Origin of the sequence: Pseudomonas sp. PS01303 (assembly GCF_029959385.1) — a bacterium.
Classification (GTDB): Bacteria; Pseudomonadota; Gammaproteobacteria; order Pseudomonadales; family Pseudomonadaceae; genus Aquipseudomonas; species Aquipseudomonas rustica.
In genome coordinates this window covers 1-20,446 of sequence record NZ_JASCPK010000040.1, presented here as the reverse complement: position 1 = coordinate 20,446, position 20,446 = coordinate 1, and the positions used below count along the sequence as shown (strand labels likewise).

At 59.5% G+C, this 20,446-nt stretch carries 17 protein-coding genes; 6 read left to right on the top strand and 11 right to left on the bottom strand.

Going from position 1 to position 20,446, the window contains the following annotated elements; translation table 11 throughout:
• Positions 1-129: 129 nt before the first annotated feature.
• Both QMX93_RS13715 and QMX93_RS13710 read left to right on the top strand, forming a co-directional pair.
• Positions 130-1,374, top strand: coding sequence for an FAD/NAD(P)-binding oxidoreductase (locus tag QMX93_RS13715; protein ID WP_282356546.1), 1,245 nt, complete (start codon positions 130-132; stop codon positions 1,372-1,374).
• 9 nt (positions 1,375-1,383) lie between these two features.
• Positions 1,384-2,184 carry a sulfite exporter TauE/SafE family protein gene (locus tag QMX93_RS13710; protein WP_053121429.1) on the top strand — a complete coding sequence of 267 codons (801 nt, stop codon included), beginning with the start codon at positions 1,384-1,386 and terminating at the stop codon, positions 2,182-2,184.
• A 101-nt stretch (positions 2,185-2,285) separates the two neighbouring features.
• Here QMX93_RS13710 and QMX93_RS13705 read toward each other — a convergent pair whose 3' ends face one another.
• From QMX93_RS13705 to QMX93_RS13680, 6 genes are all read right to left on the bottom strand, one after another.
• A complete protein-coding gene (locus QMX93_RS13705) occupies positions 2,286-3,566 on the bottom strand; it encodes a TRAP transporter large permease (protein WP_053121428.1) in 1,281 nt (426 codons plus the stop codon).
• Positions 3,566-4,093, bottom strand: coding sequence for a TRAP transporter small permease (locus QMX93_RS13700; RefSeq protein ID WP_053121425.1), 528 nt, complete (start codon positions 4,091-4,093; stop codon positions 3,566-3,568). The genes QMX93_RS13705 and QMX93_RS13700 overlap by 1 nt, the downstream gene beginning before the upstream one ends.
• Positions 4,094-4,172: 79 nt before the next feature.
• Complete coding sequence (locus tag QMX93_RS13695; RefSeq protein ID WP_053121423.1) at positions 4,173-5,144, bottom strand: TRAP transporter substrate-binding protein; 972 nt, start codon at positions 5,142-5,144, stop codon at positions 4,173-4,175.
• A 61-nt stretch (positions 5,145-5,205) separates the two neighbouring features.
• Positions 5,206-6,099 (bottom strand): SMP-30/gluconolactonase/LRE family protein, encoded by an 894-nt coding sequence (locus QMX93_RS13690; RefSeq protein WP_282356545.1) that lies wholly within the window; start codon positions 6,097-6,099, stop codon positions 5,206-5,208.
• Between the two features lie 43 nt (positions 6,100-6,142).
• The gene (locus tag QMX93_RS13685) at positions 6,143-6,967 is read right to left on the bottom strand and encodes an NAD(P)-dependent oxidoreductase (RefSeq protein WP_282356544.1); all 825 of its coding nucleotides are present in this window, start codon (positions 6,965-6,967) and stop codon (positions 6,143-6,145) included.
• A 339-nt stretch (positions 6,968-7,306) separates the two neighbouring features.
• A complete protein-coding gene (locus tag QMX93_RS13680) occupies positions 7,307-8,602 on the bottom strand; it encodes an OprD family porin (RefSeq protein ID WP_282356543.1) in 1,296 nt (431 codons plus the stop codon).
• A 293-nt stretch (positions 8,603-8,895) separates the two neighbouring features.
• Between QMX93_RS13680 and QMX93_RS13675 the strand changes: the two genes are divergently transcribed.
• On the top strand, positions 8,896-10,551 hold the full coding sequence (locus tag QMX93_RS13675) for an MFS transporter (protein WP_159814680.1): 1,656 nt from the start codon (positions 8,896-8,898) through the stop codon (positions 10,549-10,551).
• The gene (locus tag QMX93_RS13670; protein WP_159814679.1) at positions 10,548-11,690 is read left to right on the top strand and encodes an HlyD family secretion protein; all 1,143 of its coding nucleotides are present in this window, start codon (positions 10,548-10,550) and stop codon (positions 11,688-11,690) included. The genes QMX93_RS13675 and QMX93_RS13670 overlap by 4 nt, the downstream gene beginning before the upstream one ends.
• Positions 11,691-11,801: 111 nt before the next feature.
• On the opposite strand, the gene copD is transcribed toward QMX93_RS13670, so the two are convergent.
• On the bottom strand, positions 11,802-12,656 hold the full coding sequence (gene copD, locus QMX93_RS13665; RefSeq protein WP_282356542.1) for a copper homeostasis membrane protein CopD: 855 nt from the start codon (positions 12,654-12,656) through the stop codon (positions 11,802-11,804).
• A gap of 3 nt (positions 12,657-12,659) precedes the next feature.
• Positions 12,660-13,022 carry a copper homeostasis periplasmic binding protein CopC gene (gene copC, locus QMX93_RS13660; protein ID WP_212544628.1) on the bottom strand — a complete coding sequence of 121 codons (363 nt, stop codon included), beginning with the start codon at positions 13,020-13,022 and terminating at the stop codon, positions 12,660-12,662.
• A gap of 145 nt (positions 13,023-13,167) precedes the next feature.
• Here copC and QMX93_RS13655 point away from each other — a divergent pair, with 145 nt between their 5' ends.
• A complete protein-coding gene (locus QMX93_RS13655; protein ID WP_053121406.1) occupies positions 13,168-13,788 on the top strand; it encodes a TetR/AcrR family transcriptional regulator in 621 nt (206 codons plus the stop codon).
• A 167-nt stretch (positions 13,789-13,955) separates the two neighbouring features.
• On the opposite strand, the gene preA is transcribed toward QMX93_RS13655, so the two are convergent.
• The 3 genes from preA to hydA form a co-directional block, all read right to left on the bottom strand.
• Positions 13,956-15,230, bottom strand: a complete 1,275-nt coding sequence (gene preA, locus QMX93_RS13650; protein ID WP_053121404.1) for an NAD-dependent dihydropyrimidine dehydrogenase subunit PreA — start codon at positions 15,228-15,230, stop codon at positions 13,956-13,958.
• Positions 15,231-16,598, bottom strand: a complete 1,368-nt coding sequence (locus QMX93_RS13645; RefSeq protein WP_282356540.1) for an NAD(P)-dependent oxidoreductase — start codon at positions 16,596-16,598, stop codon at positions 15,231-15,233.
• A gap of 171 nt (positions 16,599-16,769) precedes the next feature.
• The gene (gene hydA, locus QMX93_RS13640) at positions 16,770-18,209 is read right to left on the bottom strand and encodes a dihydropyrimidinase (protein ID WP_282356539.1); all 1,440 of its coding nucleotides are present in this window, start codon (positions 18,207-18,209) and stop codon (positions 16,770-16,772) included.
• Positions 18,210-18,833: 624 nt separating this feature from the next.
• Between hydA and QMX93_RS13635 the strand changes: the two genes are divergently transcribed.
• Positions 18,834-20,318 carry an NCS1 family nucleobase:cation symporter-1 gene (locus tag QMX93_RS13635; RefSeq protein WP_282356537.1) on the top strand — a complete coding sequence of 495 codons (1,485 nt, stop codon included), beginning with the start codon at positions 18,834-18,836 and terminating at the stop codon, positions 20,316-20,318.
• The last annotated feature ends 128 nt before the right edge of the window (positions 20,319-20,446 follow it).

Sequence of the window (20,446 nt, the reverse complement as noted above, 5' to 3'; positions counted from 1 at the left end):
GCTCGCGATAGCGGTGTATCAGTCGATAAACATGTTGGCTGACCCACCGCGATCGCGAGCAGGCTCACTCCTACAATGAATCTGTGTGATGGCTGACGAAATCCTTGCGTGCAGCAAAAGGAACAAGCAATGAACGATCAACACTGGGGCCCATCCATCAGTGCAGACATCGTGGTTATCGGCGGCGGCACGGCGGGCATCGGCTTCGTCGCCAGCCTGCTCAAGCGTGATCCTGACCTGAAAATCACCGTGATCGAGCCGAGTTCGCAGCACTATTACCAGCCGGCGTGGACGCTGGTCGGCGGCGGTGCTTACGACGCAAAAGACACCGCCAGACCCATGGCCAAGGTAATGCCGCGTCAGGTCGACTGGCTGCAAGCCGCCGTCACCGGCATCGATCCCGACAAGCGCCAACTCACCCTCAATGATCAACGCACGGTCAGCTATCAAAACCTGATCGTCTGCCCCGGCCTGCGCCTGGCCTGGGAGAAAATCGAAGGCTTGCAGGAAAGCCTCGGTCAGCACGGCGTCACTTCCAATTACAGCTACCAGCACGCGCAATACACCTGGGATCAGGTGCAAAAACTGCGCGGCGGCAAAGCGCTGTTCACGCAACCGGCGATGCCGATCAAATGCGCCGGCGCGCCGCAAAAGGCGCTGTATCTGTCCTGCGATCACTGGCTTAAAAGCGGCGTGCTGAACAACATCAATGTCGAATTCAATCTCGCCGGCGCCGCGTTGTTCGGGGTGGCGACGTTCGTGCCGCCGCTGATGAAGTACATCGAAAAATACAACGCGCAACTGGCGTTCAACTCCAATCTGGTCAAGGTCGACGGCCCGGCGAAAACCGCATGGTTCGAGATCAAGGACGCTGACGGCAACGTCACTCGCGAGGCGAAAACCTTCGATCTGCTGCACGTTGTGCCACCGCAGGTCTCGCCGGATTTCATCGCGCAAAGTCTTTTGGCCGACGCCGCCGGCTGGTGCGAAGTCAATCAGCACAGCCTGCAACATCCGCGTTATCCCGAAGTGTTTGCGCTCGGCGATATCTGCGGCACCAGCAACGCGAAAACCGCTGCAGCAGTGCGCAAGCAAGTCGTGGTTGTTGCGCAAAATCTGCTGGCTCAGCGCAAGCAACAACCGCTGCCGTTGAAGTACGACGGCTACGGTTCGTGCCCGCTGACGGTGGAGAAGGGCAAGGTGATCCTCGCCGAGTTTGGCTATGCCGGTAAGTTGCTGCCGACGTTTCCTCTTGATCCGACCGTGGCGCGTCGCTCTGCGTGGTTGCTCAAGGCGACGTTGCTGCCGTGGTTCTACTGGAACGGCATGCTCAAGGGCCGCGAATGGCTGACTAGTCTGTCCAAGGTCGACTGAGAAAACCCTATGTTGCTGGCAAGTCTGTTTGGCGTGGTGATGGGGTTGGTGCTCGGCTTGACCGGTGCGGGCGGCGGCATTCTGGCGGTGCCGGCGCTGGTGCTCGGGCTTGGCTGGACGATGACGCAAGCGGCGCCGGTCGCGTTATTTGCGGTGGGTAGTGCGGCGGCGGTTGGTGCTATCGATGGTTTGCGCCATGGGCTGGTGCGTTATCGCGCGGCACTGTTGATTGCCGCGCTCGGTGCGGTGTTTTCGCCGCTGGGGATCTACTTCGCGCATCAATTGCCGGAGAAGATTTTGATGATCCTCTTCAGTCTGCTGATGGTCATGGTCGCTTGGCGCATGCTGAGGCGCGAGCGTCAGGAAGAAGGGCCGAGCGATCACGGGCATGGCAGTTGGGGTCAGAAGAATTGCATGCTCGATGAAGAAACCGGGCGCTTCGACTGGACCGCCAAATGCACCGCAACCCTTGCGGCGTTGGGCGCGGTTACGGGCGTAGTGTCCGGGTTGCTTGGCGTTGGCGGCGGGTTTTTGATTGTGCCGGCGTTCAAGCAACTGACTGACGTGCAGATGCGCGGGATTGTCGCGACGTCGTTGATGGTGATCAGCCTGATTTCGGCGATTGGGGTGATCGGATCGTTTCACGCCGGGGTGCGGATTGACGGGCAGGGCGCGGCGTTTATCGTCGCCAGCATTGTCGGCATGATCATCGGCCGCAAGCTGTGCGCGCGAGTGCCGGCGCGGGCGTTGCAGGTGGGGTTTGCCAGTGTGTGTCTGGTGGTGGCGGGATATATGTTGTTGCGTGCTTGAGTATTTGAAGATCAAAAGATCGCAGCCTCGTTTCACTCGACAGCTCCTACATGGAATGCGATTTCTGTAGGAGCTGCCGAAGGCTGCGATCTTTCGAGTTGTTACAACACCAAGTGCGGTAGCCACAGGGAAATGGCGGGAATGTAGGTGACCAGCATCAACACCAGAAACAGCACCGCGTAGAACGGCAGCAACGCTTTTACCGTGCTTTCGATACTGACCTTGCCCACCGCCGACCCGACAAACAGCACCGCACCTACCGGCGGTGTTATCAATCCGATCCCCAGGTTCACCAGCATGATCATGCCGAACTGCACCGGATCTACGCCAATGCCGAGAATCACCGGCATCAGAATCGGTGTGAGGATCAGAATCAGCGGGGCCATGTCCATCACGGTGCCGAGCAACAGCAGCATGACGTTGATGCACATCAGGATCACGTAGCGGTTGTCTGACAGGGTCAGGAACATCGTGGTGATCTTCGCCGGGATCTGCATCAGGGTCATGATGTAGCCGAAGCTCGCCGCGAAACCGATCAGGATCATCACGATCGAAATCGTCCGCACTGTGCGGTGCATCAGCTTCGGCAACTCACTCCATTTGTAGTCGCGGTAGATGAACATGGTCACGAAAAATGACCAGAGCACAGCGATGGCCGCTGATTCGGTTGCGGTGAAAATCCCGGATAGAATCCCGCCGAGAATGATCACCATCGCCATCAGGCCCCACAGCGCTTCGCCGCAGATTTTCAGCGCCTGGCGCAGCGGGATGACTTCGCCTTTCGGGTAGTTGCGTTTACGCGCGAAAATCAGGCACAGCACCATCAGGCACGCGCTCATCAACAGGCCCGGCACCACGCCGGCCATGAACAGCGAAGCGATGGACACCGTGCCGCCGGCCGCCAACGAATAGAGCACCGAATTGTGGCTCGGGGGTGTCAGCAACGCTTGCACCGAACCGCTGACCGTCACCGCCGTGGAGAAATCGCGCGGATAGCCTTTGCGCTCCATTTCCGGAATCAGTACCGAGCCCACCGACGCGGTGTCCGCCACTGACGAGCCGGAGATCGCGCCGAAGAATGTCGAGGCCATGATGTTGACCAGCGACAGACCGCCACGGACGAACCCCACCAGCACCCCGGCGAACGCCACCAGCCTGCGCGACATGCCGCCCTCGGCCATGATCGCCCCGGCGAGCACGAAGAACGGAATCGCCAGCAGGGAAAATTTGTTTACGCCGCCAGCGACCTGAATCATCAGCGCCTGAAACGGAATGTCGATCCACCACGCGCCGATCAACGCCGACAGCCCGAGGGCGTAAGCGACCGGCATGCCGATCAGGATCAAGGCGATAAAACTGCCCAGCAGAATCAATGCGTCCATCAGGCAGCCCCTTCGTTTTCTTCAACCAGGTCAAAGCGCACCACGCGGCGATTGCTCTGGTCGCCGAGAAAGAGTTTTTCCAGCACAAAAATCAGCGTCAACGCGCCGCCGACCGGGATCGGCATGTAGGTAATGCCCACCCGCAGAGTGGGCAGGGCGCTCATGAACTGGTTCCAGGTCGACAGGCAGAGTTTGCTGCCCCAGATGGTCATGAACAGGCAAATGGTCGCCATCAATACCTGCGAGACAATGCTCATGGTTCTGCGCATGTCGGGCGCCAGGCGATCGGTAATCATCGCGACGGCCATGTGTGCGCCGGCGCGATAACTGGCGGCGGCGCCGATGAAGGTGAAGACCATCATCAGCAGAATGGCGGTGGGTTCCGGCCAGCTGGAGCCAGTGCCGAGGACGTAACGGGCGAAGACGCCCCAAGGGATGATCAGGGAAATGGTCAGCACCGACAGACCGGCGACCCAGATGCAGGTCATGTAGATCCGGTCGTTGATGCGCAGCAGCAAATTCTTCATCGGGTTCCACCGTAACCGGGCAGCCGCTGACCTTCGGCGAGGTCAGCGTTGCCGGGCCTTTCGTTGAGGGCTGGGAGGGTTACTGCACGGCTTCGATGCGCTTGATCAGATCGACGTAAGGTGCGCCGTACTTCTCGCGTATCGATGCGGTGGCCTCATAGAACGGTTTCTTGTCGACGGTGATGAACTCGACGCCGGCCGCTTTGAGTTTTTCTTCGCTGCTGGCCGACTTGGCATCCCACAAAGTGCGCTCTTGTGCTTGGGCGGCTTTCGCGGCTTTTTTCACCAGGGTCTGCTGATCGGGGGTGAGTTTTTCCCAAGTGATTTTCGACATCACGATGGGCTCTGGCAGGATCAGGTGTCCGGTCAGGCTGTAGAACTTCGCGTTCTGGTAGTGATTATGTTCGAGCAGGGTTGGCGGGTTGTTTTCCGCGCCGTCGATCACTCCGGTCTGCAGGGCGCTGAAGATTTCGCCGGTGTCCATGGCGATGCCGTTGCCGCCCATTGCGTTGATGGTTTCGATGAACATCGGGTTGCCTTGCACGCGGATCTTCATGCCTTTGAGATCTTCGAGTGTGCGCACCGGTTTCTTGGTGTAGATATTCCGTGTGCCGCCGTCCATCCAGGCGAGGGCTACGAGGTTGAATTCCGACTGGGTGATCTTGTCGAGGATTTCATCGCCGATTTCGCCGTCGATGACTTTACGCATGTGCGCTTGGTCGCGAAACACGAAAGGCATGTTGAACACGTTCACGTCAGGCACCACCGGGCCGACGATGCCGAGGCTGACACGCGCCATTTGAATCGCGCCGACTTGCGCCTGTTCGACCACTTCTTTTTCCGAGCCCAGCACGCCGCCGGCAAACATCTTGAAAGTCAGTTTGCCGTCGCTGTCGGCGACCAGTGTTTTGCCCAGTTGCTCTTCAGCCACCACCGTCGGATAGCCGGCCGGATGGATGTCGGCGAATTTGATTTCCAGTGCCTGAACGGCGCTGCTGAGGGTGAACGCGAAAGGGAGTGCAGCGACGAGCAACGTGCGTTTGAAGTCCATGAGGGGTGTCTCCAGTCTTGTTATTTTTGTGTTCAAGGCACAGCGGTGCAGCAGAGGCGGGTTACAGCAAATCGTTGAACAGTGGTTCCGGCAGGCCTTTGACGCCGGGGTTCAGGGCGAACACGCCGCCGGCCAGAGATTGCGGATCGTGGTCGTCACCGGGGCGGATCGAGGCGACGAACAAGGTGTCCATCTGGCTGCCGCCGAACGCACACATGGTTGGTTTCTTCACCGGTACAGGCAGTGAGTAATCGAGGCGCCCGTCGGGTGTGAAGCGATGCACGAGACCGGCGTCGTTGGCGCAGATCCAGTAGCAGCCATCGGCGTCCACTGCCGCGCCGTCGGGGCGCCCGCAGTGGTTGTTCATGTCGACGAAGACACGGCGATTCGATGGCGTGCCGCTGTCGGTGTCGTAGTCGAAAGCCCAGATCAACTGCACATTCGGGTGTGAGTCGGACAAGTACAGAGTTTTACCGTCGGGACTGAAGCCGAGGCCATTGGGGACGACGAAGCCATCAAGTTGCGCTTCGATCGTCCCGGTTGCGCCGGCACCGTAGCGATAGAGCCGTCCTTCGGGCGCATTCAGGCCCATGTTCAACACCATGCTGCCCGCCCAGAAGCGCCCCTGACGGTCGCAGCGACCATCGTTGAGGCGCATGTCCGGGCGTGCGTGTTCAACGCTGGCGAGCCGCTCGGCGTCGAGGCTGCCGTCGGTGTGCGGATGCAGATGAAAGAAGCCGCTCTCCATGCCGGCGATCCAGCCGCCACGCTGGTGCCGGGCGATGCAGGCGAGCATTTCCGGGGCTTTCCAGGCATGCACCTGGCCGGTATCGGCGCTCCAGCGTTGCAGCGCGCCGTTGGGGATATCGACCCAGTACAGCGCATTTTCCTGCGCCACCCAGACCGGGCTTTCGCCCACGGCGTTGCGGGCGTCGACGATCAATTCGGCTTGCATACTCATTCCCTTGGTTTTTATTGGGGGGGATCAAGTGAGTCGGTCAGTCGCCGAAGGGGCCCGCCGCGACGAAGGCGCCACCCTGATAAATCCGCGCCGGGTCATCGGCGGCCGGCATCGGTTGCGCCTCGACTTTCTCGCGGAATACTTCGGAGCTGTCCCGGGCTTCGAAACCGAGGTGGCTGGCGAATCGGTTGTCCCACCAGACGTCTTTGTTATCGGACATGCCGTAGACCACGGTGTGACCGACATTGGCCGTGTACAGCGAGTGCTCGAGCAGTTGCGTGAGGTCGTCGAAGCTCAGCCAGGTGTGCATCATTCGACGGTTTTGCGGCTCGGGGAACGAGGAGCCGATGCGGATGCTGACGGTCTCGATGCCATAGCGGTCGAAGTAGAAACTGGCCATGTCTTCGCCGTAGGACTTGGACAAACCGTAGTAGCCATCAGGGCGGCGCGCAGAGCTGGCGTCGAGTTGCTCGTCCTGTTTATAGAAACCGATGACGTGATTGGAACTGGCGAAAATCACTCGTTTAACGCCATGCCGGCGCGCCGCTTCGTAAATGTGAAAGACCCCGCAAATGTTGGCGCCGAGGATTTCCTCAAACGGCCGCTCCACGGACACACCGCCGAAATGCAGGATCGCGTCGACGCCTTTGACCAGTTGGTGCACGGCCTGTTTGTCGGCGAGATCGCAGAGCACGATTTCTTCGCGATCATCGACAGCGGGCGTGAGCGCGGCGATGTCGGACAGTCGCAGCACGTTGGCGTAGGGGCGCAAGCGTTCGCGCAGGACTTTGCCCAGGCCACCGGCAGCACCAGTCAGCAGCAGCCGGTTGAACGGGGCGCGGGAAGGGGTGGTAGGCGTCATGGCATTCCCTTACAAATTGTTATTGGTTTGTTGTAGGTTGTCGTATGACTGCGCTGGAGTATCGGTAGGGTTTCCGGATCTTGTCAACGCGACTTTTGTTGTAAATGACGGATGGGCCAATTGGGTTTCGTTCAGCACAATTCCCTCCTTGCAATGCAGTTCCCCTGTGGGAGCGAGCCTGCTCGCGAAAGCGGTGTGTCAATCAACATCAATGTTGGATCTGCCGCAGCCATCGCTGGCTTGCCAGCGATGGGGCCGGTGCCGCAACTTTTGCATCGACTCACAGGACGCCTTCGCGAGCAGGCTCGCTCCTACAGGGGATTTGCGGTGGCTCGGGAATTACAACAACGAAATCGGATAACTGATAAACACCCGGTTCTCATCGAACTCATTGGTGCTGAAGTCCCTGCGAATGGTCGCGTTGCGCCATCTCACGTTGAGGTTTTTCAGCGGGCCGCTCTGTACGGTGTAGGCCAGTTCCGACTCGCGGCCCCATTCCTTGCCGTCAGTGATCAAGCCGGTGTGGACGTTATCGCCGCTGATATAGCGGTTCATCATGGTCAGGCCGGGGATGCCCAGAACGACAAAGTTGTAGTCATGGCGCAACTGCCACGAGCGCTCCTTGGCATTGTCGTAACTGGCGTTGTAACTGTCGTTGGCCAGGGTGCCGCCGCTGGTGCCGTTGACCCGCATCCACGCATCGTCGCCGCCGAGTTTCTGCAGGCCGACATAAAAGGTGCTGCCGCCGTATCTGGCCGAGAGCATGGCGAACGCGGTCTTGTTGTCGAGTTCGCCCGCCTGGGCGCTGCCGTCTTCCTTGCCCGTGAAGAAGCCGAGGTTGGCGCCGAGCGTCCAGTCGCCCATGGGCTGGCTGTGGCTGAGGTTGAAGTACTGCTGCTGGTAGATGTCGCTGAGTTCGGCGTACCACACGCCGACCAGGGTTCGCTTGTCATTGAAGCTGTATTCGCCACCGCCGAAGTTGAAACGATCGGAGGTGAAAGCGCCCCGGCCGTTCATCGACATGTCTTCCATGCTTGCGTCGTTGCGTGGGCTGTTGCCGCGGAACTGGCCGCCGTAGACCGTCAGGCCGTTGATCTCGGTGGACGTGATCTGCCCGCCACGAAACGTTTGCGGCAGGGAGCGGCCATCGTCGGAGCGCAGGATCGGCAGGACCGGCATCCATTCACCGACCTTCAATTCGGTCTTCGACACCTTGGCTTTCATCGCCACGCCGAGCCGGCCAAAGTTGTCCGCCGGACGCCCGTCATCGTGGATCGGCAACAGCTGCGTGCCGCCGGTGCCTTTGCCGCCATCAAGCTTCTGAGAGTACAACCCGAGCACGTCGAGGCCGAAACCGACGGTGCCTTGGGTGAAACCGGATTTGGCGTCGAGGATGAAGCTTTGCGTCCACTCTTCAGCCTTGCCTTGTGGGTTGGCCGGGTTGACGAAATTGCGGTTGAAGTAGGCGTTACGCAGGTTCAGCGTGGCTTTGCTGTCTTCCAGAAAGCCTTCAGCGTCGGCGCTCATGGGCATGGCGAAGGCGAGGCTGCTGCAACCTATCAGGCTCAGAGTAGATCGCGGGCGACGGGCAAAAAAACGCGAAGGGCGGGCGGAATTGCGGACGAGTGTGCTCACTGTGACGCTCCCTGTTTCATTGTTGTTTTTATTATTTGTCATACGTCGTCGTACAACATGGTTGCGGATATTTCCTATGTTTTGCGGGAATGTCAACAGCAAGTTATACGATGACTCCCGGCCATCACCCCGACCCCTTGTGGGAGCGAGCCTGCTCGCGAATTCGGACATTCATCCAACCCAGTTGTCGATTGACACAAAGCCTTCGCGAGCAGGCTCGCTCCCACAGGGGGAAAAGTGTTTTAACCGTGAATTTGCGGCAAACTTAATCACCTTCCACACAAGGCTTTTCAATGGATCAATACGCCCCGCGCCACTGGCAGCCGCACGAGAAGCCCAGTCTGCCCGGTTCCCCTTCGACGCCGCTGCACTCCAACCCCAAGCGCCTGGCCTATGCGCTGGTCGGTTTGCTGGTGGCGCTGACCGGTGGTTTGGGCAACTCGCTGGTGGTCGCCAACCTGCCTTATCTGCAAGGCGCGCTCGGTGCGACCACGGCGGAAATGGCCTGGCTGCCGGCCGCGTATGTAATGACCAACGTGTCGATGAACCTGTTGCTGGTGAAGTTTCGCCAGCAGTTCGGTTTGCGTGCGTTCACCGAAGTATTCCTCGTGTTGTATGCGCTGGTGACCTTCGGCCACTTGTTCGTCAACGACCTCAATTCCGCAGTCGCGGTGCGGGCGGCGCACGGCATGGTCGGCGCCGCGCTGAGCTCTCTGGGCCTGTATTACATGGTGCAGGCGTTCCCGGCGAAGTGGCGAATGAAGGCGCTGGTGCTCGGCCTCGGCACGTCGCAGTTAGCCTTGCCGCTGGCGCGATTATTCTCCGAAGACTTGCTGCAAATCGCCGAATGGCGCGGCTTGTACCTGTTCGAATTGGGCATGGCGTTGCTGTCGCTGGGCTGCGTATTGATGCTCAAGTTGCCGCCCGGCGACCGCTTCAAAACTTTCGAAAAACTCGACTTCCTGACCTTCGCCATTCTCGCCAGTGGCGTGGCATTGCTGTGCGCGGTGCTGTCGTTGGGGCGGATCGACTGGTGGCTGGAGGCCGACTGGATCGGCGTCGCCCTCGCGTCGTCGATTGCGCTGATCATCACCGGTCTGGCCATCGAACATAATCGCAGCAACCCGATGCTGATGACCCGTTGGCTCGGCAGCGGGACGATGATTCGTCTCGCGCTGGCGGTGACCCTAATTCGTATGGTCACCTCCGAGCAGTCCACCGGTGCGGTGGGTTTCATGCAGAACCTGAACATGGGCTATGAGCAGTTGCACAGCCTGTACGTGGTAATGCTGATTGGCAGCGTCGCGGGGTTGTTGACCAGCGCACTGACGATCGACCCCAAACACCTGCTGATGCCGTTGATCATCTCGCTGGGTCTGATGGCCACCGGAGCGGTGATGGACAGTTCTTCCAACAACCTGACCCGCCCGGAAAACCTCTATTTCAGCCAGTTCCTGTTGGCCTTCGGCAGCACGTTTTTCCTCGGCCCGACCATGGTGCTCGGCACGCGCAACGTGTTGACCAATCCGCGCAACCTGGTGAGTTTTTCCGTGCTGTTCGGGATCTGTAATAACCTCGGCGGTTTAATCGGCGCGGCGCTTCTGGGCACCTTTCAGATCGTCCGGGAAAAATTTCATTCCAGTCACATCGTTGAGCACCTGACGCTGTCTGACCCTTTGGTGGCCGCGCGCGTGCAGAGTGGCGGCTCGGCGTATGGCTCGCTATTGGCCGACCCGAGCCTGCGCAACCTTGCGGGTATTCGTAGCCTGGCCAACGCCGCGACCCGAGAGGCCAACGTGCTGGCCTACAACGACGTGTTCATGCTGATCGCCGTGATCGCGGTGCTGACCATGATCTGGCTGTCCATTCGTGCGCTGTGGCTGATGAGCACCACCAAAGCCGTCGCCCCTGCGCCATCCACACCTTCGAGCGGTGCCATTTCTTCATGACCGAACCGACCACCACAACCACTAACGCCATTGCCGCCACGCCCGAAGGCGTGGCGCCGCCGTCATCGCCAAATACTGAGCCACGTTCGTTGCGGGTGCGGATCATCTCTTCAATGGGCTTTGCCGCGATCGCCATCGTCGGCGTGTTGATCGTGCTGTATGCCTGGCAATTGCCGCCGTTCAGCAGCGCGGTCGAGACCACCGAAAATGCTTTGATTCGCGGGCAGGTGACGATCATCGGCCCGCAACTCGCCGGTTATGTCTATGAAGTGCCGGTGCAGGATTTTCAGTATGTGAAGGCCGGTGATTTGCTGGTGCGTCTGGATGATCGCATCTATCAGCAGCGTCTCGATCAATCGCTGGCGCAACTGGCGGTGCAGAAAGCCGCGTTGGCCAACGTCGTGCAGCAACGCAATAGCGCCGAGGCGACGATCAAGTTGCGCCAAGCCGTGCAGGCCGACAGCGAAGCGCAGTTGCGCAAAAGCGAGGCGGATTTGCGGCGTAACAAGGAACTGGTGAGCGACGGCTCAGTGTCGAAACGTGAGATGGACGTGGCGCTCGCAGCCAATGCGCAAAGCATTGCCGCGGTGGCGCAGGCCAAGGCCAATGTCGAAATCGCTCGTCAGGATTTGCAGACGGTGATCGTCAATCGTGGTTCGCTGGAGGCGTCGGTGGCCAGCGCGGAAGCGGCGGTGCAACTGGCGCGGATCGATTTGTCGAACACGCGCATTGTCGCGCCGCGTGACGGGCAGCTGGGGCAGATTGGCGTGCGTCTCGGCGCTTACGTCAACTCCGGGGCGCAGTTGATGGCGTTGGTGCCGAACCAGAAATGGGTGATCGCCAACATGAAGGAAACCCAGATGGACAACGTGCGGGTCGGGCAACCGGTGCGTTTCACCGTCGATGCGCTGAACCACCGTAAATTCACCGGGCATGTGCAGCATATTTCGCCGGGCACGGGGTCTGAATTCGCCTTGCTGCAAGCGGACAATGCGACGGGTAATTTTGTGAAGATTGCCCAGCGGGTGCCGGTGCGGATCACGATTGATCCGGATCAGCAGGAAGAGGAGCGGCTAAGGCCGGGGATGTCGGTGGTGGTTAGCATCGATACCGCCGCCGGCAACACCCAGCCCCATTGACACAACCCTTGTAGGAGCTGAGCTTGCTCGCGAAAGCGGTGGTCCAGACAATTGAGATGGCGACTGTGATGACGCCTTCGCGAGCAAGCTCGGCTCCTACAGGGATCGTGTTCAGGCAGTGATCATCGGGGGCAGGGTGCCGAGTAGCGAGACGGCGGCTACGGCGCCAATGCCGAGCAGCCATTCAAGCATCACACTGCGTTTGAGCGTGCCGATCCGCTGTTCGCAATCTTCCATACGCAAGCGGTTGAACAACGCCAAACCGAGCATGCCCAGCACAATCATCGCCTTGATCAACAGAATCAGCGCAAACCCGCTGAACAACGGCGTCGGCCACCACTGGCCGGTCAGCACACGGACGTTGATCAATCCGGTGATCAGCAACCCCGCCACCACCCAATAACCAACCCCGCTGAAACGCTGCAAAACACCACGAAGCTCATTCGGCTGACGCAGGATCATCACCAGCAGCAACAACCCACCCAGCCACGCGGCCACGCAGGTCAGATGAACGATCTGATTGAGAATCAGCAGCTGCCCGCTCAAGCCATCAAGCATCGCGCCGTGTCCGACCGGTGCCAGCGTCGCCAGCAGCAAGCCACTCAAACCCAGGCGCAACGGCATGCTTGAACGCCACGGAGTAAACAGCAGTGCCAGCAGCACCGCGTTGATCAGCAGGTGCCAGCGCCACACTTGACCAAAAAACGTATTGCCCAACACCAGCGCAATCGTGTCTGGATCAAACGCCGCCGCAGCCGAACCGGCCATGCTCGCGGTAATCAGCAACGCCCAGGCAATCCCGCTGACCAGCGCAACCGCGGCCAGCCAACGGGCGAGTCGCGTCAGGTGCCGATCCAGTTCCAGCGCTTCACCCTTGAGCAGCAACGGCCTGAATAGCCAGGCGCCGAACAGCATCAACACCACGGTGAAATGCACAAAGCGGCACAACACCAGCGCTTCGCTCATGAATTACTGGCCAACCTTGAACTGATAGGCGCCTTCGCTTTTGTGCGTGTCGACCGACACTGCGTGCCATTCGACTTTGTATTCACCGGCGGTCAGCGGCGCAGCCGGGGTGATGATCAGGGTTTTCTTGTCGCCTTCGGTGGTCAGCGGTTTGACCGCGACCGGTGCGCCGTCCTTGGTCACGGTGACTTTGGTGAACGTGGCTTCGACACCTTCGGAAAAGGTCAGGCGCAGATCAGCCGGGGCGGCGACGGTGCTGTCAGCGGCCGGGGTCTGGCTTTTCAAATGGGCGTGGGCAAATACCGAAGACGCAGCGAACAGCGAGGCGAGCAGGGCAGTGGTGGTCAGGACATTCTTGAACAGCATCGCGGATACCTCTGAGGCAGAATCGAAGAACGGCCAGTTTACTCAACCGCGTCCGGGCGCGTCTGTACGAAGTTTCGTTTTCATCTGTCGCCCGCGTGCCTGAGCGGATGCTAGTCTTCAACAACGCTGTTGTCAGGGAGCCCACATGGGCAATCACAAGATCGAAATTCGCCGCAATAACGTCGAGAAAATCCTGCTGGCGGCGGAAAAAGTCTTCGCCGAAAAAGGTTTCGGCAGCACCGCGATGGCGGACATCGCCGCCGAAGTGCAACTGCCGCGTTCCAATCTGCATTATTACTTCAGCACCAAGAGCGAGCTGTACAGCGCGGTGCTGTTTGATCTGCTGGAAGTGTGGAAGCAGGACGCGCTGTGCTTCGAGATGTTCGACGATCCGCGCGTGGTGCTCAGCAGTTATATTCGCGCGAAGATGAACCACTCGCGCAGCCGGCCCTACGGCTCGAAGGTCTGGGCCAATGAAATCATCCACGGCGCGCCGACGCTGGGCGAGGCGCTGGATGTCAGCCTGTATGACTGGGCGAAGATGAAAGAAGCGAAGATTCGGCAGTGGGTCGAGGACAAGCGGATTTTGCCGGTGGAGCCTTCGAGTTTGCTGTACATGATCTGGGCGTCGACGCAGCACTATGCCGACTTTGATCATCAGGTGAATATTTTGAATGATCACCAGCCGTTGTCGGACATGCAGTTCGAGCGGGCGGTGCAGACGGTGACGAGTGTGATCTTGCGCGGGATCGGGTTGGAGCCTTGAGTTTTGTGGCGACCGGGCTGGCCTCTTCGCGAGCAGGCTCGCTCCCACAGGGAAATGCATGATCGTCCCCACGCTCTGCGTGGGAATGCCTCTAGGGACGCTCCGCGTTCCAATGGGACGCAGAGCGTCCCGGGCTGTGTTCCCACGCAGAGCGTGGGAACGATCAGTCAAACTGCAACGTGGTAGGGATTGCGCGGATCATGATTCCAGTCCAGAAACGGCTTGCCTGAATCCATCGGCACCATCTCGATACAGTCCGCCACCGGACAAGTGATCTGGCACAAATTGCAGCCCACACACTCATCATCAATCACTTCATATTTATGCGTCCCGTCCGCCTGGCGCAAACTGCCAATCGCCTGATGTGAAGTGTCCTCGCAGGCAATGTGGCAACGCCCGCAACCAATGCACGCTTCCTGGTCAATCCTGGCGATCACCTGATAGTTGATATCGAGGTATTTCCAATCCGTGGTATTGCCCACCGCGCGCCCGGAAAACTCGGAAATGCTGGCGTAGCCCTGACTATCCATCCACCGCGACAAGCCGTCCTTCATCTCCTCGACGATGCGGAAACCATGCAGCATCGCCGCCGTGCACACTTGCACCGCGCCGCTGCCCAGCGCCATGAATTCTGCGGCATCGCGCCAACTGCCGATGCCGCCAATCCCGCAGATCGGCAAGCCCTGCGTCTCAGGATCACGGGCAATTTCCGCGACCATGTTCAGCGCGATCGGCTTCACCGCCGAACCGCAATAACCGCCGTGGGTGCTTTTGCTGCCGACGGTGGGCAGGGCGACCATGTGCTCCAGATCGACGCTGGTGATCGAGTTGATCGTATTGATCAACGACACCGCATCGGCGCCACCGCGATGGGCGGCGCGAGCGGCGACGCGGATGTCGGTGATGTTCGGCGTCAGTTTGACGATCACCGGCAGCGAGCAATAAGTCTTGCACCAGCGCGTCACCTGCTCGACGTACTCCGGCACCTGACCGACCGCTGCGCCCATACCGCGCTCTGGCATGCCGTGCGGGCAACCGAAATTCAGTTCGATGCCGTCAGCACCCGTGGCTTCGACCAGCGGCAGAATGTGTTTCCACGACTCTTCAACGCACGGCACCATCAGCGAAACGATGATTGCGCGATCCGGCCAGTCCTTCTTCACCTGAGTGATTTCGCGCAGGTTGATTTCCAGCGAACGATCGGTGATCAGCTCGATGTTATTGATGCCGAGCACTTCGCGGTTGTTGCCGTAATGCGCCGAGTAACGCGACGAAACGTTGACCGCCGCCGGATCCTCGCCAAGGGTTTTCCAGACCACGCCGCCCCAGCCTGCTTCAAACGCGCGCACCACGTTGTAGGCTTTGTCGGTCGGTGGCGCGGAGGCCAGCCAAAAGGGGTTTGGCGCTTTGATGCCGGCGAAGACTATCGAGAGATCGGCCATTTACGCAGCCTCCACGTTGAGCATCAGTTGAGCGTTGATCGCCTCGGCGGCGAGTTTGCCGTGCTGCACGGCTTGCACGGTGAGGTCTTGATCGAGGCTGGTGCAGTCGCCGCCGGCATACACGCCGGGAATGCTGGTGCGCAGGTTTTCATCGACCTGAATGCGTTCACCCTGGCGCTTGAGTTCACGGGCGAGCGGGTCGGCGAGGGCGCTGCTGTCGAAGGACTGGCCGATGGCTTTGAAGATTGCGTCGGCGGCCAGTTCGAAGGTTTCACCGGTGGTTTGCAGGCGTCCTTCGACCAGATCGGTGCGAGCGAAACGCATGCCGCGCACGTTGCCTTGATCGTCGAGCAGCACTTCTTCCGGTTGTGCCCAGGTCAGCAGACGCACCTGATTGGCCTTGGCGATGTCTTGTTCGTGCCCGGTGGCGCCCATGTCCGCCGCGCCACGGCGATACACCAGATTGACATCGCGAGCGCCGAGGCGAGCCATTTGCACGGCCATGTCGATCGCGGTATTACCGGCGCCGAGGACGATGCAGCGTTCGGCCAGTGGCAGTTGCGTGAGGTCATCGGCCTGACGCAGTTCGCGGATGTAATCGGTGGCGGCGAGCAGGCCCGGCGCATCTTCGTGGGCCAGGCCGAGCTGCTTGCTGGCGTTGAGACCGAGGCCGAGGAACACCGCGTCGAACTGATGATGCAGCTCGCTGAGGGTTAGATTCTCACCGAGTTTCTGCCCGTGACGGATTTCGATGCCGCCGATTTGCAGGAGGAAATCCAGCTCCTTTTGCGCGTAATCGTCGACCAGTTTGTACTTGGCGATCCCGTACTCGTTGAGCCCGCCAGCCTTCTCCCGCGCTTCGAAAATCACCACGTCATGACCGTGCATGGCGCTGCGATGCGCGCAGGACAAACCGGCCGGCCCGGCACCCACCACGGCGATGCGTTTACCGGTGACTGCCGCGCGCTGGAATGGGTGTTCAGTGAAGTGTGCGTTGTCGACGGCGTAGCGTTGCAACAGGCCGATGAGCACCGGCGCGCATTCGTGGGCGTTGTTGCGCACGCAGGCTTGCTGGCAGAGGATTTCAGTCGGGCAAACGCGTGCACAACTGCCGCCGAGGATGTTTGCCGAGAGAATTTTCTGCGCGGCACCGGGCACGTTGTCTTGATGGATATTGCGGATGAACGAGGGGATGTCGATCTCGCTCGGGCACGCATTCACGCACGGCGCGTCGTAGCAATACAGGCAGCGCGAGGCTTCCAGATGCGCCTGCCGAGCGTTGAGCGGCGGCGCCAGATCAGTGAAATGCCCGGCGAGGGCGGCCGCGCTTTCGTGCGGGTGGGGGAGATGGTTCAGGGTCTCGATCACGGTTGTGTGCCTCACGGTTATTGAGGTTCTCTGCCTCTGATGGGCAGATCGTTCCCACGCTCTGCGTGGGAATGCCTCTTGGGACGCTCCGCGTCCAGTGACGCGGAGCGTCACGGGCTTCATTCCCACGCAGAGCGTGGGAACGATCATCTAAGGCCGAAGGCCGGGATGTCAGCGTTTAACGGCTGTCGGCTTGTGCATCTCAGCCCGCTTACTCAGCAAATCAAACACCGCCGGATACGCCGGCCGTTCGATGTACCGCCCGGCGCCGCGCTCGGCGCGCAGGTCGCCATCGGCCCAGACCAAACGACCCTGGCTGACGGTATGGCTCGGCACGCCGCGCACGGTCTTGCCTTCGAAGATGTTGAAGTCCACCTGCTGATGGTGGGTCTTGGCAGAAATGGTGCGCGTGCCTTGCGGATCCCACAGCACCAGGTCGGCATCGGCGCCGACGCGAATCGCACCTTTGCGCGGATAGAGATTGAAGATTTTCGCGGTGTTGGTTGAGGTGAGGGCGACGAAATCCTGCATCGATAAACGACCGGAATTAACGCCCTCATCCCAAAGCACCGCCATCCGATCTTCGATACCCGCCGTGCCGTTAGGGATTTTGCTGAAGTCATCACGACCCGCCGCTTTTTGCTCGGCGCAGAAGCAGCAATGATCCGTCGCAGTGGTGTGCAGATTACCGTTCTGCAGCCCGTGCCACAGTGCCTCTTGATGACCGCGCGGACGGAACGGCGGGCTCATCACGTAACCCGCAGCAGTCTGCCAGTCCGGGTGTTGGTAGACGCTATCGTCGAGCAGCAAATGTCCGGCCAGCACTTCGCCGTAAACCGGCTGACCCTTGCTGCGCGCATAGGTGATTTCGTCGAGGGCTTCCTTGGTCGAGACGTGCACCAGATACAACGGCGTGCCAATGGTTTCAGCGATACGAATCGCCCGGCTCGCCGCTTCCCCTTCAACCTGCGAAGGCCGCGACAGCGGATGCGCCTCCGGCCCGGTGATGCCTTGGGCCATCAACTTGCGTTGCAGGTGATAGACCAGCTCGCCGTTTTCCGCGTGCACGGTTGGTACCGCACCGAGCTCCAGACAACGCTCGAAACTCGCCACCAGTGTGTCGTCGGCGGCCATGATCGCGTTCTTGTAGGCCATGAAATGCTTGAAGCTGTTGATGCCGTGATGGCTGACCAGTTCGGCCATTTCCTCGCGCACCTGCTCGCTCCACCAAGTGATCGCGACGTGGAAGCCATAGTCGGAGGCGGACTTCTCCGCCCAGCCGCGCCACTGATGAAACGCTTCCATCAATGATTGCTGCGGATTGGGAATGACGAAGTCGATGATCGACGTGGTGCCACCGGCCAGACCGGCCGCCGTGCCGCTGTAGAAATCCTCGCTGGCCACGGTGCCCATAAACGGCAGTTGCATGTGCGTGTGCGGATCGATGCCGCCGGGCATCAGGTATTGGCCGCTGCCGTCGAGCACTTCGGCGCCGGCGGGAATATCCAGGTTTTCACCGATGGCTTTGATCACGCCGTCGGCGCAATAGACGTCGGCGCGATAACTTTCATCATGGGTAACAACGGTGGCGCCACGGATCAACAGAGACATTCCGAGTTCCTCGCAGGCATGACCGACTTGTGCCGGTTCTAAATGTTTTATTGATGTACAGCAGTGCAGGGTGTATTCCTGTCAGCGCTGTCAGGAATAGAAACTAGTCGTGAATTTGCAATAGAGCAAGAATATTTTTTATAAGCTTATGCATGTTTTAACTCTATGAAAAATAACGATAAAAAGTGTAAATCACCAAAATGGTGAGGCGGCTCACCATTTTGACGCACTTGACAGGATGGAAATATGAGCAAGATTTCCTATGTGAAATCAGCCGCTTGAAGTTGAGCTGCGGTTGCACGTTCACAATGAAAATAAATGCAGTGCACCAGTTTGAGTCCTGTCTGTTCGGACAACTTGCCAAGTGTTTAGCCTGAGCACCCAGACAGGTTTCCGCGAACTCATCAGGTGAATAATTAAAACTGATAAATATCAGAAAGTTGCAATACGTTTGAAGCACGGCCCTAGCGCCAAGCGGTTCACCCGGCACGTTTATTGATGCCGCCGCTGACACCATGGCCGGTGCACGAAAGTTGTCAGTTCCTCCGGCCATCGTCCGGCTCGCGCCTTGTGTGCAAGCCGCCTGATGAGCAAAAAAATAATCAGAAGAACAGTGGAGCGGCCATGCAACAGAACAGATCGCAAGTGACCGAGCGCGACGGCTTGTTCGAACTCGAAGCCGGCAGCGACGTCCTCGACAGTCCCCGTTACAACCACGATATGGCACCGACCAAGGTGCGCGAACGAACCTGGAACAAATGGCACATCACCGCGCTGTGGGTCGGCATGTCGATCTGCGTGCCGACCTACACCCTCGGCGGCGTGCTGACGGCGTACTTCGGCTTGAGTGTGGGCGAAGCGCTGCTGGCGATTCTGTTCGCCAATATCATCGTGTTGATTCCGCTGACGCTGAACGCCTTTCCCGGCACCAAATACGGCATTCCGTTTCCCGTGTTACTGCGCTCGTCGTTCGGCATTCTCGGCTCCAACGTGCCGTGCCTGATTCGCGCGCTGGTGGCGTGCGGCTGGTTCGGCATTCAGACGATGTTTGGCGGTTTGGCGATTCACCTGTTTCTCGGCTCGATTTTCGACGGCTGGAAATCCCTTGGCGGGACGGGGGAGGTGATCGGCTTCATGGTGTTCTGGGCGCTGAACCTGTGGGTGGTGATTCGCGGCGCCGAGTCGATCAAGTGGCTGGAAACCTTGTCCGCGCCGTTGCTGGTGGCGGTCGGCATCGGCTTGCTGGTATGGGCGATGCCCAATGTGTCGATGACCGAACTGCTGGCGATCCCGCCGAAGCGTCCGGAAGGCGCCAGCGTGGTGAGTTACTTCGCCGCCGGGCTGACGGCAATGGTGGGTTTCTGGGCGACGTTGTCGTTGAACATTCCGGACTTCAGTCGTTACGCCAAGAGCCAGAAAGATCAAATCCTCGGGCAGATTTTCGGCCTGCCACTGACCATGTTTTTGTTCGCCTCGCTGGGCGTGATCATGACCGCGGCGTCGGTGAAACTGGTCGGCGTGACGGTGTCTGATCCGGTGACTTTGATCGGCCATATCCAGAGTCCCGTGTGGGTCGCGGTGGCCATGGCATTGATCATCATCGCCACGCTGTCGACCAACACCGCCGCGAACATTGTCTCGCCGACCAACGATTTTCAAAACATCGCGCCCAAGGTGATCAACCGCACCAAAGCGGTGTTACTGACCGGGTTGGTCGGGTTGTTGTTGATGGGACATGAACTGCTGAAAAAGCTCGGTTTGATCGTTTCCGATGTGAGCCTCGAGACCGTGTATTCCAACTGGTTGCTGGGTTATTCGAGCCTGCTCGGGCCGATTGCCGGGATCATGGTGGTGGACTATTTCCTGATCAAGAAACAGCAACTGGATCTGGCCGGGTTGTACCGCGATGACGTGTATCCGGCGTGGAACCGGGCCGGGTTTCTCGCGTTTGGTGTGCCGGTGGTGCTGACCTTGTTGTCGCTGGGTAGCGATGCGTTCAGCTGGTTTTACAGCTATGGCTGGTTCACCGGCTCGGCGTTGGGCGGGATTATTTATTACGGGTTGTGCGTGATGCGTGCTAGTCCGTCAGTAGTGAAATCTGCGGTGTGAATGAAGGCCTCTTCGCGAGCAAGCTCGCTCCCACAGGGGTACGCATTCCAAATGTGGGAGCGAGCTTGCTCGCGAAGACGGCCTCACTTGCGGCAGAGATGTATCTGAAGAAACTCATAAGAAAATCA

Coding starts and splice junctions, on each gene's coding strand:
- QMX93_RS13670 (WP_159814679.1), top strand. CDS start 10,548: ATGACCGAACCGACCACCACAACCACTAACGCCATTGCCGCCACGCCC.
- copC (WP_212544628.1), bottom strand. CDS start 13,022: ATGCTGTTCAAGAATGTCCTGACCACCACTGCCCTGCTCGCCTCGCTG.
- QMX93_RS13710 (WP_053121429.1), top strand. CDS start 1,384: ATGTTGCTGGCAAGTCTGTTTGGCGTGGTGATGGGGTTGGTGCTCGGC.
- hydA (WP_282356539.1), bottom strand. CDS start 18,209: ATGTCTCTGTTGATCCGTGGCGCCACCGTTGTTACCCATGATGAAAGT.
- copD (WP_282356542.1), bottom strand. CDS start 12,656: ATGAGCGAAGCGCTGGTGTTGTGCCGCTTTGTGCATTTCACCGTGGTG.
- preA (WP_053121404.1), bottom strand. CDS start 15,230: ATGGCCGATCTCTCGATAGTCTTCGCCGGCATCAAAGCGCCAAACCCC.
- QMX93_RS13695 (WP_053121423.1), bottom strand. CDS start 5,144: ATGGACTTCAAACGCACGTTGCTCGTCGCTGCACTCCCTTTCGCGTTC.
- QMX93_RS13690 (WP_282356545.1), bottom strand. CDS start 6,099: ATGCAAGCCGAATTGATCGTCGACGCCCGCAACGCCGTGGGCGAAAGC.
- QMX93_RS13635 (WP_282356537.1), top strand. CDS start 18,834: ATGCAACAGAACAGATCGCAAGTGACCGAGCGCGACGGCTTGTTCGAA.
- QMX93_RS13715 (WP_282356546.1), top strand. CDS start 130: ATGAACGATCAACACTGGGGCCCATCCATCAGTGCAGACATCGTGGTT.
- QMX93_RS13700 (WP_053121425.1), bottom strand. CDS start 4,093: ATGAAGAATTTGCTGCTGCGCATCAACGACCGGATCTACATGACCTGC.
- QMX93_RS13655 (WP_053121406.1), top strand. CDS start 13,168: ATGGGCAATCACAAGATCGAAATTCGCCGCAATAACGTCGAGAAAATC.
- QMX93_RS13675 (WP_159814680.1), top strand. CDS start 8,896: ATGGATCAATACGCCCCGCGCCACTGGCAGCCGCACGAGAAGCCCAGT.
- QMX93_RS13685 (WP_282356544.1), bottom strand. CDS start 6,967: ATGACGCCTACCACCCCTTCCCGCGCCCCGTTCAACCGGCTGCTGCTG.
- QMX93_RS13705 (WP_053121428.1), bottom strand. CDS start 3,566: ATGGACGCATTGATTCTGCTGGGCAGTTTTATCGCCTTGATCCTGATC.